Source organism: Trujillonella humicola (assembly GCF_046233715.1).
Taxonomy (GTDB): domain Bacteria; phylum Actinomycetota; class Actinomycetes; order Mycobacteriales; family Geodermatophilaceae; genus Trujillonella; species Trujillonella humicola.
Window position 1 is genome coordinate 1 of sequence record NZ_JBJNRJ010000064.1, and the last position, 12,389, is coordinate 12,389.

A 12,389-nucleotide genomic window follows, 5' to 3' on the forward strand; every position below is an offset into this window, starting at 1 on the left:
CCCCCCCCCCCCCCCCCCCCCCCCCCCCCCCCCCCCCCCCCCCCCCCCCCCCCCCCCCCCCCCCCCCCCCCCCCCCCCCCCCCCCCCCCCCCCCCCCCAGGGGGCTAGTTCTTGTGCAGGTCGGCGTTGAGGGCGCCCCACTCGCCGGCGCGCGGGAGCGCCTCGAGCGCCCCGCTCACGCTGTTGCGGCGGAACAGCAGCCCGCTGCGGCCGGACAGCTCGCGGGCCTTGACCACCGAGCCGTCGGGCAGGGTGACCCGGGAGCCCGCGGTCACGTAGCAGCCGGCCTCGACGACGCAGCCGTCGCCGAGCGAGATGCCCACCCCGGCATTGGCGCCGAGCAGGCAGCCGCTGCCGATGGACACGATCTCCTTGCCGCCGCCGGAGAGCGTCCCCATGATCGACGCGCCGCCGCCGATGTCGCTGTCGGCGCCGACGACGACGCCCGCGCTGATCCGCCCCTCCACCATCGACGGGCCGAGCGTGCCGGCGTTGAAGTTGACGAAGCCCTCGTGCATGACCGTCGTCCCCTCGGCCAGGTGGGCGCCCAGCCGCACCCGGTCGGCGTCGGCGATCCGCACGCCGGAGGGGATGACGTAGTCGGTCATCTTCGGGAACTTGTCGACCCCGAACACGGTCACGGTGCCCACCGCGGCGCGCAGCCGGTGGGCGTTGAACGTCGCCGCCTCGACCGGGCCGGCGCTGGTCCAGGCCACGTTGGTGAGCAGCCCGAAGATGCCGGTCAGGTCCGCGCCGTGCGGGCGGATCAGCCGGGAGGAGAGCAGGTGCAGCCGCAGCCAGACGTCGTGGGTGTCCACCGGCGGGGCCGACAGGTCGGCGATCACCGTGCGGACGGCGACGACCTCGACGTCGCGGGCGTCGTCGGTGCGCACCAGGCCGCCGTAGTCGGGACCGAGCTCCCCGGACAGCTCCAGCGCGCCGAGCTTCTGGGTGCCGGTCGCGGCGCCCGCGGGAGCGCCGAGCCGCGGCTCGGGGTACCAGACGTCGAGGACCGTCCCCGAGCGGGTCACGGTGGCGAGGCCTGCGGCGACGGCGGAGCGGGGTGCGTCGGTCACGGGGCACGACGGTACCGACCGCCCTCCCCGGCGATCATCGGCGGATGGCCTGCCCCACCGGCGGGTCGGCCGGCCACCCGACGATGATCAACGCGACGGGGGGGCATGGCCGTAGGCTCGGTCGTCGTGAGCAACCTGCCCGGACTGGACCTGTCGGCCGACGTGCTCACGCTCACCCGCGCGCTGGTCGACGCCCCGTCGGTGTCGGGCGAGGAGACCGCGCTGGCCGACGCCGTCGAGGCCGCGCTGCGGGCGCTGGGCGGACTGGAGGTCGAGCGGGTCGGCGACTCGGTGCTGGCCCGCACCGACCTCGGCCGGCCGACCCGGGTGGTGCTCGCCGGCCACCTGGACACCGTGCCGATCGCCGGGAACGTGCCCAGCCGGCTCGACGGCGACCGGCTGTACGGCTGCGGCACCAGCGACATGAAGTCCGGGGACGCGGTGATCCTGCGGCTGGCCGCGCGCTTCGGCGTCCCCGGGGCGCAGCCCGCGCACGACCTGACGTTCGTCCTCTACGACAACGAGGAGGTCGAGGCCGTGCGGAACGGTCTCGGCCGGGTCGCCCGGGAGCGCCGCGGCTGGCTCTACGGCGACCTCGCGATCCTGCTCGAGCCCACCGACGGGGAGATCGAGGCCGGCTGCCAGGGGACCCTGCGGGCGGTGCTCGAGGTCCGCGGCAGGCGGGCGCACAGCGCGCGCGGCTGGCTGGGCGTCAACGCCGTCCACGGGGCGGCCGGGATCCTCGCCACGCTCGCCACCTACACCGCGCGCGAGGTGGAGATCGACGGCTGCCGGTACCGCGAGGGCCTCAACGCCGTCCGGATCGAGGGCGGCGTGGCCGGCAACGTCATCCCGGACGAGTGCCGGGTGACGGTCAACTTCCGCTACGCGCCGGACCGGGACGAGGACGCCGCCGAGGCCCACGTCCGCGAGGTCTTCGCCGACGCGCTGGCCGCCGGGGCCACGCTGACCGTCGTCGACAACGCCGGTGGCGCCCTCCCCGGGCTGGCCGAGCCCGCCGCGGCCGGCTTCGTCGCCGCCGTCGGCCGGCCGCCCCGGGCCAAGCTCGGCTGGACCGACGTCGCCCGCTTCGCCGCCTTCGGCATCCCCGCCGTCAACTACGGCCCCGGGGACCCCCAGCTCGCGCACACCCGCGAGGAGTCGGTGCTCGTCGAGCGGCTGCAGCCGGCCGAGGACGCCCTCGTCGCCTACCTCTCCACGCCGACCGCCTGACCCCCACCCGGAGGACCACCGCATGACCACCACGCCCGAGCCGGCCGGCGGCCGCCGGCCGCGGCCGACGCGCCACCGCGGGCCGGTGATGCTGCGCGGCGGCGAGCCGGACCCCCGGACGGTCGGGACGACGACCGACCAGCGGCTGCTCGACCGGCGCGGGCCCACCGACTGGGTGCACACCGACCCGTGGCGGGTGCTGCGCATCCAGAGCGAGTTCGTCGAGGGCTTCGGGCTGCTCGCCGAGCTGCCCAAGGCGGTCAGCGTGTTCGGCAGCGCCCGCACGAAGCCCGACCACCCGCACTACGCCGCGGGGATCGAGATCGGGGCGGCGCTGGCCCGGGCCGGCTACGCGGTGATCACCGGCGGTGGGCCGGGCGCGATGGAGGCGGCCAACCGCGGGGCCTCGGAGGCCGGCGGGCTGTCGGTCGGGCTGGGCATCGAGCTGCCGTTCGAGCAGGAGCTCAACGAGTGGGTCGACGTCGGCATCGCCTTCCGCTACTTCTTCGTCCGCAAGACGATGTTCGTGAAGTACGCCCAGGCCTTCGTCATCCTCCCCGGCGGCTTCGGCACCCTCGACGAGCTGTTCGAGGCCCTCACCCTGGTGCAGACCCGCAAGGTCACCCGGTTCCCCGTGGTGCTGTACGGCACCGCCTACTGGTCGGGGCTGCTCGACTGGATCCGGGCGACGATGGTCCCCGCCGGCACGATCGGCCCGGCCGACCTCGACCTCATCACGCTCACCGACGACGTCGAGGAGGTGCTCGCGGTCATCCGCGCGGCCGAGGCGATGCGGGAGTCCGGCGACGGCGGCGGCGGGATGCGGGCGCCGCTGCCCACCGGCCCCATCGACGACTGACGTGCTGTCGGTCCTGGTCTTCCTCGTCAGCGTCCTGCTGGTCGGGGGGCTGCTGTTCCTCCTCGGGTCGCTCCTCCTCGGCCGCGGGGAGACCCAGCCGCCCGCCGAACCGGACCGCTCGCCGGTGGAGCTCCCCGCCGACCGGCCGGTCACCGGCGACGACGTCCGCGCCCTGCGGATGTCGGTCGCGGTGCGCGGCTACCGGATGAGCGAGGTCGACTGGCTGCTGGACCAGCTCGCCGGTGCGCTCGAGGAGCGGGACGCGGAGATCGCGGCGCTGCGGGTCCGCGCCGGCGGGGTGGACGACGGCGGAGCCGGGAGCGACCGGGCGGCACCGACCCCGACCCCTCAGCAGGGCCCTGACACCTCCCCGAACGGGAACGGAGCGAACCCCGGTGCGTGAGCTGACCGAACGGATCGACGTCGACGCGCCCCCGGAGCGGGTGTGGGCGGCGCTGGTGGACTGGACGCGCCAGGGCGAGTGGATGCTCGCCACCGACGTCGAGGTGGTGGGAGAGCAGGCCGAGGGGGTGAAGACCCGGCTGGCCGCCCGCACCGGACTCAAGCTGCCCGGCCGGCGCCGGCACGTCGGCGTCCTCGACACGATGGTCGTCACCGAGTGGGACCCGCCGCGCCGGGTGGTCGTGCAGCACACCGGCCGGATCATCCGCGGGCCGGGCATCTTCGCCGTCGAGCGGCGGGGCGAGCACGCGACGTTCGTCTGGACCGAGCAGCTGTGGCTGCCGTTCGGCTGGCTCGGCGTGGCCGGCTGGCCGCTGGCCAGGCCGTTCGTCGTCCTCGGCGTGCGGCTGTCGCTGCGCCGGTTCGCCGCGTTCGCCCGCACCTACCCCGGCTGGTGAGACACCTTGTCCCCCTCACCACTCGCGAGCTCGCGGCGAGCCTCTGGACAAGGCGCCGACGCGATCCGCGCCGAGCTGGCCGCGCTGGCCGACCCGGAGCGCGCCGAGGGCATGGCCCGCTACTTCCAGGCGCGGCCGGGCGGCTACGGAGAGGGCGACCGGTTCCTCGGGATCGCCGTCCCGCCGCAGCGGGCGATCGCGACGCGCCACGCGGCCACGACGTCCCTGGCCGAGGCCGGCGAGCTGCTCGGCAGCCCCTGGCACGAGGAGCGGCTGACCGCGCTGTTCCTCCTCGTGCGCCGCTTCGACCGGGCCGGCGACGACGACCGGGCACGGATCGTCGACCTGTACCTGGCCCGCCGCGACCGGGTCGACAACTGGGACCTCGTCGACGCCTCGGCGCCGTACCTGCTGGGCCCCTGGCTGCTCGACCGCGACGACTCGCTGCTCGACGAGCTGGCCGGGTCGCCCTCGCTCTGGGACCGCCGGATCGCGGTGATGGCGACCTTCGCCTCCATCCGGGTGGGCCGGTACGAGGCGATGCTGCGGCTGGCCGACCGGCTGCTCGCCGATCCCGAGGACCTCGTCCACAAGGCCGTGGGCTGGATGCTGCGGGAGGTCGGCAACCGCGACCCGGCGTGCGCCGAGAGCTTCCTCGCACCGCGCTACCGCCGGATGCCGCGCACCATGCTCCGGTACGCGATCGAGCGGTACCCGGCCGAGAGGCGCCGCGACTACCTCGCCGGGCGGGTCTGACCGGGTGGGCTACCCACGGCCGACCGCGAGCCGGGCGCCGAACCCGAGCAGCGCCGAGCCGGTCAGCGCGTCGAGCGTGCGGCGCACCGGGCGCCGGGAGAGCACCGCCCGCGCCCGGTGCAGCCCGGCGACGAGCAGCAGCGCCCACACCAGCCCGATCGCCGCGTGGGTGAGCGCGAACGCCACGAGCACCGGCACGGCGGCGCCCGGTCCGAGGAACTGGGGGAGCACGGCCAGGTAGAACGCGAGCACCTTCGGGTTGGTGATGTTGCTCAGGAACCCCTGGCGCAGGCCGCGCAGCGCCGCGCCGGAGTCGGCCGGCCCCGCCAGGTCGGGGTACCGGCCGCGGACGGCGGAGCGCAGCGACTGCACCCCGAGCCAGGTCAGGTAGGCGATGCCGAGCCAGCGGATGGCCTGGAACAGCGGCTCGACCCGGAGGACCACCGCGGCCAGGCCCGCCGCGGCCGCCGCGCCCTGCACCGCGTTGGACGCGGTGATGCCGACGGCGCTCCAGGTGCCGCGCCGCCGTCCGCCGGCCAGCGTGTTGCGGATGACGACGGCCGTGTCCGGGCCCGGCACGAGCACCAGGACCGTGGCGAAGACGACGAAGGACGCGTAGCCGGACACGCGGTCGATGCTCCCGCACGAACGCGAGCGCTTCGCGGACCAGCGCCAGGTCGGCCGCGTCGCCCGGCCCGAGGGCGACCCACTCGCGCATGGCGGCGCCGCGGCCGTTGCGGAACGGCGTGCCCGCGCCGTCGGCGACCAGCTGCTCCACCCAGGCCCCTGGCAGCTCCAGGACCAGCGCGCCGCCGACGGCCATCGCGACGGCCATCGCGACGATCGAGCCGTCGGCTGTGAGCGCGGTCGAGCCGAACCGGCGCGGGCCGGAGCCGGGGGGCTGCACGCCGGGCTCGCCGGCGAGGGCGTCGGACAGGGCGGTGAGGCGGCGCTCGGCGTCGTCGGTCGCGGTCGTCATGATGGCGCGGTGCACGACGTCTGCGGAGCCGGCCGGTGAGCCGGCGGGGGTGGGTCCTCTTCCTCGCCATGTCGGTCATCTGGGGGGTCCCGTACCTGCTGATCAAGGTGGCGGTGGAGGACCTGTCGCCGGTGGTCGTGGTCTTCGGCCGCTGCCTGATCGGCGCGGCGCTGCTGCTGCCGTGGACGATCGCCCGCGGCCACCTGCGCCCGGCCCTGCGGCACTGGCGCTGGCTGCTGGCCTTCACGCTGCTGGAGATGACCGGCCCCTGGCTGCTGCTGGGCTATGCCGAGCAGACGCTGTCCAGCTCGCTGACCGGTCTGCTGGTGGCGGCGGTGCCGTTCGTGGCCGCCGTCGCCGGGCGGCTGGTGGGCGACGAGCGGCTGACGCCGGTGCGGGTGGCCGGGATGGCGCTGGGCGTGGTCGGCATCGCGGTGCTGCTGGGCCTGGACGTCGGCGGCGCGGCGTGGGTGCCGCTGCTGGCCGTCGCGCTGACCGTCGTCGGCTACGGGACCGCGCCGCTGATCGTCACCCACCGGCTGGCCGACGTGCCCGGGGTGGCGGCCAGCTCGATCGCGCTGCTGGTGACGGCGGTCGTGTACGCGCCGTTCGCGCTCACCCGGCTCGACGAGGTCTCGGCGGCACCGGCCGACGCGCTGCTGTCGGTGGCGGTGCTCGGGCTGGTCTGCACGGCGATCGCGCTGTCGCTGTTCTTCGCCCTCATCCGCGAGGTCGGCCCGCAGCGGGCGCTGGTGATCACCTTCCTCAACCCCGCCGTCGCGGTGCTGCTCGGCGTGCTGGTGCTCGGCGAGCCGTTCACCCTCGGCCTGGCCCTGGGTCTGCCGCTGGTGGTGGCCGGCTGCGTGCTGGCGACCCGCCGCAACGAGCCCCGTCGGGCGGACGACCCGGCCGTGGAGACGCCCGTGCCCTGACCGCGCCGCGGGCGCACGTCGCCGGCGTCGTCCGGATGTGGCCGGCCGGAGCTGTGGACGACCGGGCGGGATCGTCGGCCCGCCGGGTTAGCGTCCCGGGCCGTGGACCGCATCCGATGCGCGTGGGGCGACAGCGCTCCCGAGTACGTGACCTACCACGACGAGGAGTGGGGGGTGCCGCTGCGCGGGGACGACGCCCTGTTCGAGCGGCTGACCCTCGAGGCGTTCCAGTCGGGGCTGTCCTGGCTGACCATCCTGCGCAAGCGCCCGGCGTTCCGCGCCGCCTTCGCCGGCTTCGCGATCGACGCGGTCGCGGCCTTCACCGCGGAGGACCGGGCCCGGCTGCTGGCCGACGCAGGCATCGTGCGCAACCGCGCGAAGGTCGACGCCGCCATCGCCAACGCCCGGGCCGCCCTCGAGCTGCCCGAGGGCCTGTCGGAGCTGCTGTGGTCCTTCGCCCCGGCCGGTCCGCGCGCCCGGCCGGCCACCCTGGCCGAGGTGCCCGCCACCAGCCCCGAGTCGGTGGCCATGGCCCGGGAGCTGAAGCGGCGCGGATTCGCCTTCGTCGGCCCCACGACGGCGTACGCGCTGATGCAGGCGACCGGGATGGTGGACGACCACGTGGCGACCTGCTTCCGCGCGGTCACCTGAACGGTGTGCCCAGGTTGGTCTCGTGGGCGCGGATACGGGATCATGGGTCAGCTCACTGCACGAGAGGAGCCACACCGTCGCCAGCAGAGGAGACGGGTGGCCGGCGAAGGAGGCACGCATGGCGGCCATGAAGCCGCGCACGGGTGAAGGTCCCCTGGAGGTCACCAAGGAGGGGCGCGGCCTGGTCATGCGCGTACCGCTCGAGGGCGGCGGGCGCCTCGTCGTCGAGCTGTCGCCCGACGAGGCGACGGCGCTCTCGGAGGCACTGAAGGGCGCGACCAGCTGATCGCCGCGGCGAGCCTGCCCCCGGGCAGCCCCGCACCGGACGACGCGGCCCCGGCCGACGGCAGCACGCCGCCGGCCGGGGCCGCGCCGTTCCCCCGGGTCGAGGTCCTCGGAGCCGTCCCCCCGCTCGCGGAGGACGACGTCCTCGCCGTGCCCGTCGCGGCCCGCGGCGCCCTCCCGGCCTGGCTGACCGGTCCGGAGCCGGGCCGGGCCGCGCCGGTGCCGCCCGAGCTGCTGGCCGGCGCCCTGGCCGACACCGGCAACACCGGCTCGGCCGGGAGGATCACCAACGTGCCGGTGCCCGGCCGGCACCCGCGCAGCGTCGTCGCCGTCGGCGTGGGTGCCGGGACGCTGCCGGACCTGCGCTCCTACGTGGCCGTGGCCGTGCGCCGCGCCCAGACCCTCGCCGAGCACGGCGCGCGACGGCTGGTCCTCCCGGTCGACGGGCCCGCCCCTGCCGGCGCGGACGAGGTGCGCGCCGCCGTCGAGGCCGCCCTGCTCGCCGGCTACCGGTTCCGCCTCACCAGCCGCCGGCAACCGCCCCGGCTGGCCGAGGTCGCCGTGGTCGCCGCCGGCGTCGGGGACCCGGCCGTGACCGAGGCCGCGCGCGCCGGCCGGGTCACCGCCGAGGCGGTCGCCTGGGCCCGCGACCTGGTGAACACCCCCGGCGACACGAAGAGCCCGGAGTGGCTCGCCGCGCAGGCGCGGCAGCGGCTGGCCGGCCTGGACGGGGTCACCGTCACGGTGCTCGGCCCCGACCGGCTGCGGGCCGGCGGCTTCGGTGGCGTGCTCGCCGTCGGTGGCGGCTCCGCGCACGGTCCGCGCGTGGTCGTTGCCACTTACCGGCCGCCGGGTGCGCCCCGGGGACAGCACCCCGTGCTCGTGGGCAAGGGCATCACCTTCGACACCGGCGGGCTGTCGATCAAGAAGAACGCCGGCATGCGCGAGATGAAGACCGACATGGCCGGCGGCGCCGCCGTGCTCGCCGCGCTCGACGCCGCGGCCCGGTTGCGGCTGCCGGTCGCCGTGACCGCCGTCGTGCCGGCCGCGGAGAACGCCGTCTCCGGCTCCTCCTACCGGCCCGGCGACGTCGTCCGCCACGTCGGCGGCCGGACCACCGAGGTGCGCAACACCGACGCGGAGGGGCGCCTGGTGCTCGCCGACGCGCTCGCCCACGCCCGGCTGGAGCTGGGGGCCACCGTGCTGGTCGACGTCGCCACGCTCACCGGGGCGACGAGGACCGCGCTGGGCGCCCGCACGGCGGGGCTCTACGCGACCACCGACGGGCTGGCCGCGGCGCTGGCGACCGCGGCCGGTCACGCGGGGGAGAGGGTCTGGCGGATGCCGCTGAGCGAGGAGTACGCCGACGCGCTCGAGAGCCCCGTCGCCGACGCCAACAACGCCCCGGGTGACCCCGGCGGCACCACCGCGGCGCTGTTCCTCCGGCCGTTCGCCGGGGACCTGCCGTGGGCCCACCTCGACGTGGCCGGCCCGGCGCGTGCCGGCTCCGACGACGGCGAGGTGGTCAAGGGCGGCACCGGTTTCGGCGCCCGCCTCCTGCTCCGCTGGCTGGCGGCCGGTGCGCCGGTCGACCCGATCCCGACGGGAGTGGACTGAATGGCCGACGACAGCGGCGTCGTCTTCCCCACCGGTCCCGACGGCCGGCGGAGCACCGCGGCGGTCGGCCGAGCGGTCGTGGCCGACGCGCTGCGCCCCGTCGACCCGACCGGCGCCCGCGCCGCCGAGCAGGAGACCAACTGGCGAGCGGGCTACCTCGTGCACTTCCGCCGCCTGGTCGAGGCGGGGCTGGGGGACGCCCGAGCGGCCCGCAGCGTGGCCGAGGCGGGGCTGGCCTCGCTGCACGGGCGCATGCGCGTCCTCGACGCCGGCGAGGAGCGGCCGCTCACCGACCTGGCGGACGCACCGGGCGGGCGGCCGCTCACCACCACCGAGGTGCGGGGGGACGCCGAGCCCGAGCGCGAGCTGTCCCTGCCTTTCCGCGGCGGACGTCTCCGGGGGGACGACCTGGCCCGCCGCCTCGACGCCTGGGTGGAGTGCGGCGCGATGGAGCCGTCGGCCGCCGAGGCGGTCCGCACCGTCGCCGCCCACCCCGGCTGGCTGTCGCTGCCCGGCCGGACCGTCGTCGTGCTCGGCGCCGGCGCGGAGATGGGGCCGCTGACCGCCCTGCTGCGCTGGGGCGCCCGGGTGGCCGGGGCCGACCTGCCCAGCGCACCGCTGTGGCGCCGGGTGCTCGACACCGCCCGGCGCGGTGCCGGCACCCTGCTCGTCCCGGTCGGCGCCGACGCCGACACCGACGACCTCGCCGCGGTCGCCGGCACGGACCTGGTCGGCGAGGTGCCCGCGGTCGCCGAGTGGGCGGCCGGCCTGCCCGGCGACCCCGTGCTGGGCAACTACGTCTACGCCGACGGCGCCGACAACGTCCGGGTCTCCACCGCCGTCGACGCGCTCACCGTGCGCCTGCAGCGGGAGCGCCCCGACCTGGCGCTGGCCTTCCTCGCCACGCCCACCGACGTCTTCGCGGTCCCGCCCGAGGCCGTGGAGCACTCCGTGCGCGCCTACACCGGCCGGTCCCGGACGGCGAAGCTGCTGGTCCGCCCGCTGCGCACCGTCAGCGCCGGCCGGCTGCTCCAGCGCGGCTACCTGCCCGGCGCCGACCCGGGGATCAACGACAGCCTGGTGCCGCAGCAGGGGCCGAACTACGCGCTGGCCAAGCGGCTGCAGCGCTGGCGGGCGACGACGGCACGGGCCGCCGGGGCGACCGTGTCGCTGAACGTCGCACCGCCCACCCGCACCCGCTCGGTGGTGAAGAACCGGGCCCTGGCCGCGGCCTACGCCGGTGCCCACCGCTTCGGCGTCGAGGTCTTCGAGCCCGCGACCTCGAACGTGCTGATGGCCGCACTGCTGGTGCACGACCTGCACACCGGCGGCGGGCCGCGGCACGAGCACCCGTGGCAGGACGAGGCGTTCGCCGCGGTCCACGGCGGGCTGTGGCGCGCGGCCTACGCCCCGCGCAGCGCGCTCGGGCTCGCCGCCGTCCTCGGCCTCGGCGCGGCACGCGGCTGAGCCGGCAGCCCCCCGGACGACACCGCCCGATCCGCACCGTGCAGAAGTGCACTTCCGCCCCGCGCAGAAGTGCACATCTGCACGGTGCAGAAGTGCACTTCCGCCCCGACCGCTCCGACCGCTCCGACCGCTCCGACCGCCCCGGCAGCACGGAGCCGGTCGGGGTCAGGCGGGACCGACCAGGCCCGCGACGATCTCGGCCGACAGGGTGACCAGCGGCAGCCCGCCGCCGGGGTGGGCCGAGCCGCCGACCAGGAACAGGCCCGGCACCGGCCCGGCGTTGCCCGGCCGCAGGAAGGCCGCCCGCGCGCCGTTGCTGGACGTCCCGTAGATCGAGCCGCCGACGCTGCCGGTCTCCCGCGCCAGGTCGGCCGGGGTCCGGACGACCCGCCACCGCACCCGGTCGCGGACGTCGAGCCCGCGCGCGGCCATCACCGCGAGCACCCGGTCGGCGTACCGGTCGGCCAGGCCGGGGGAGTTCCAGTCGACCCCGGCGGCCGGGTCGTGCCGCGGCGCGTTGACGAGCACGAACCACGACTCGGAGTCGTCGTCCGGCCGGGTCGCGGGGTCGTCGGGCACGCTCGCGTACACCGTCGGGTCGTCCACCGGCCGCGGGGAGCCGCGGTGCCGGCCGACGCCGAACACCGCGTCGAACTCGGCGTCGTAGTCGTCGGGGAACAGCACGGTGTGGTGGGCCAGGCCGGGCGTGCGGCCGCGCAGCGCGAGCAGCAGCACGAACCCCGACAGCGACGGCGTGCTGCGGGCCAGCGCCCGCTGGACCCGCCGCGCCGCCGGGGACGGGGGCAGCAGGTCCCGGTAGAGGGCGGTGGCATCGGCTCCGGAGACGACGACGTCGGCCCGCACCGACTCCCCACCGGCCAGCCGCACGCCCGCCGTCCGGCCGCCCTCGACGAGCACCCGCTCCACCGGCGCCCCGGTGCGCAAGCGCGCGCCCCGCTCGGCAGCCCGGTCGGCCACGGCGAGGGCCAGCCGGTGCAGGCCGCCGCGCACGTACCAGGAGCCGTAGGCCTGCTCGGCGTAGGGGACGGTGGCCAGCACGCCCGGTGCCCGGCGCGGGTCGGAGCCGGAGTAGGTGGCGTAGCGGTCGAGCAGCGTGCGCAGCGCGGGGGAGCGCAGGTGGCCTCGGCCGAGCCCGCGCAGGGTGCGCCACGGCGCGACCGTCGCGACGTCGCGGCCGCTGCGGGCCAGCCGGGCCAGCGTCGCGGCGCCGGCCAGGGGCGAGCGCAGGAACGGCTGCTCGGTGACCTCCCACATCCGCGCCGCGCGGGTCATCAGCCCGGCCCACTGGGCTCCGGCGCCCTCGCCGAGGGCGTCGTCCAGGGCGGCCGGGACGGCCTCCGCGGCGCCGGGCAGCGCCAGGTGGGTGCCGTCGGCGAAGCGGTAGGCCACGGCCGGGTCCAGCCGGACCAGGTCGACCGACTCCTCCAGCGGCGCGCCCGTGGCGGCGAACAGGTCCCGGTACACCTGCGGCAGGGTCACCAGGCTGGGACCGGTGTCGAAGGCGTGCCCGTCCCGGGCGTACCAGCCGAGCTTGCCCCCCACGGTCGGCCCCTGCTCCAGCACGGTGACGTCGTGGCCCAGGGCCGCCAGCCGGGCCGCGGCCGCGAGCCCGCCGAGCCCGGCGCCCACGACCGCCACCCGTGCCACGCCGCC

The 12,389-nt window shown here is 77.0% G+C and carries 14 protein-coding genes; 11 read left to right on the top strand and 3 right to left on the bottom strand.

All coding sequences use genetic code 11. The annotated features are described in order from the left end of the window. Positions 1-104: 104 nt before the first annotated feature. Positions 105-1,076: a 2,3,4,5-tetrahydropyridine-2,6-dicarboxylate N-succinyltransferase gene (dapD, locus tag ACK586_RS22190; protein WP_409332689.1), complete on the bottom strand. Its 972-nt coding sequence runs from the start codon at positions 1,074-1,076 to the stop codon at positions 105-107. 126 nt (positions 1,077-1,202) lie between these two features. Between dapD and dapE the strand changes: the two genes are divergently transcribed. From dapE to ACK586_RS22215, 5 genes are read left to right on the top strand one after another with little or no spacing between them, the layout of a single operon-like run. Beyond that, the gene (dapE, locus tag ACK586_RS22195) at positions 1,203-2,309 is read left to right on the top strand and encodes a succinyl-diaminopimelate desuccinylase (protein ID WP_409332690.1); all 1,107 of its coding nucleotides are present in this window, start codon (positions 1,203-1,205) and stop codon (positions 2,307-2,309) included. Positions 2,310-2,331: 22 nt separating this feature from the next. Beyond that, the gene (locus ACK586_RS22200; RefSeq protein ID WP_409332691.1) at positions 2,332-3,168 is read left to right on the top strand and encodes an LOG family protein; all 837 of its coding nucleotides are present in this window, start codon (positions 2,332-2,334) and stop codon (positions 3,166-3,168) included. Between the two features lies 1 nt (position 3,169). Then, a complete protein-coding gene (locus tag ACK586_RS22205) occupies positions 3,170-3,571 on the top strand; it encodes a DivIVA domain-containing protein (RefSeq protein WP_409332692.1) in 402 nt (133 codons plus the stop codon). Beyond that, entirely contained in the window at positions 3,564-4,028 is a 465-nt protein-coding gene (locus ACK586_RS22210; protein WP_409332693.1) for an SRPBCC family protein, read from the top strand. The genes ACK586_RS22205 and ACK586_RS22210 overlap by 8 nt, the downstream gene beginning before the upstream one ends. Before the next feature lie 6 nt (positions 4,029-4,034). Further along, entirely contained in the window at positions 4,035-4,784 is a 750-nt protein-coding gene (locus ACK586_RS22215) for a DNA alkylation repair protein (protein WP_409332694.1), read from the top strand. A gap of 9 nt (positions 4,785-4,793) precedes the next feature. Here ACK586_RS22215 and ACK586_RS22220 read toward each other — a convergent pair whose 3' ends face one another. Beyond that, a complete protein-coding gene (locus ACK586_RS22220) occupies positions 4,794-5,411 on the bottom strand; it encodes a LysE family translocator (RefSeq protein ID WP_409332695.1) in 618 nt (205 codons plus the stop codon). A 7-nt stretch (positions 5,412-5,418) separates the two neighbouring features. On the opposite strand from ACK586_RS22220, the gene ACK586_RS22225 reads away from it, so the two are divergent. The 6 genes from ACK586_RS22225 (at position 5,419) to ACK586_RS22250 (ending at position 10,715) form a co-directional block, all read left to right on the top strand. Further along, a complete protein-coding gene (locus tag ACK586_RS22225) occupies positions 5,419-5,802 on the top strand; it encodes a hypothetical protein (protein WP_409332696.1) in 384 nt (127 codons plus the stop codon). Then, positions 5,799-6,695 (top strand): DMT family transporter, encoded by an 897-nt coding sequence (locus ACK586_RS22230; protein ID WP_409332697.1) that lies wholly within the window; start codon positions 5,799-5,801, stop codon positions 6,693-6,695. Before ACK586_RS22225 ends, ACK586_RS22230 begins: the two co-directional genes overlap by 4 nt. A gap of 102 nt (positions 6,696-6,797) precedes the next feature. Next, positions 6,798-7,346 carry a DNA-3-methyladenine glycosylase I gene (locus ACK586_RS22235; protein ID WP_409332698.1) on the top strand — a complete coding sequence of 183 codons (549 nt, stop codon included), beginning with the start codon at positions 6,798-6,800 and terminating at the stop codon, positions 7,344-7,346. 118 nt (positions 7,347-7,464) lie between these two features. Continuing rightward, a complete protein-coding gene (locus tag ACK586_RS22240; RefSeq protein WP_081807929.1) occupies positions 7,465-7,632 on the top strand; it encodes a DUF3117 domain-containing protein in 168 nt (55 codons plus the stop codon). 149 nt (positions 7,633-7,781) lie between these two features. After that, the gene (locus ACK586_RS22245) at positions 7,782-9,248 is read left to right on the top strand and encodes a leucyl aminopeptidase family protein (protein WP_409332699.1); all 1,467 of its coding nucleotides are present in this window, start codon (positions 7,782-7,784) and stop codon (positions 9,246-9,248) included. After that, positions 9,249-10,715: a hypothetical protein gene (locus tag ACK586_RS22250; protein WP_409332700.1), complete on the top strand. Its 1,467-nt coding sequence runs from the start codon at positions 9,249-9,251 to the stop codon at positions 10,713-10,715. 165 nt (positions 10,716-10,880) lie between these two features. Here the strand turns inward: ACK586_RS22250 and ACK586_RS22255 are convergent, their stop codons facing one another. Further along, positions 10,881-12,383, bottom strand: a complete 1,503-nt coding sequence (locus ACK586_RS22255) for a phytoene desaturase family protein (RefSeq protein ID WP_409332701.1) — start codon at positions 12,381-12,383, stop codon at positions 10,881-10,883. Positions 12,384-12,389: the final 6 nt, after the last annotated feature.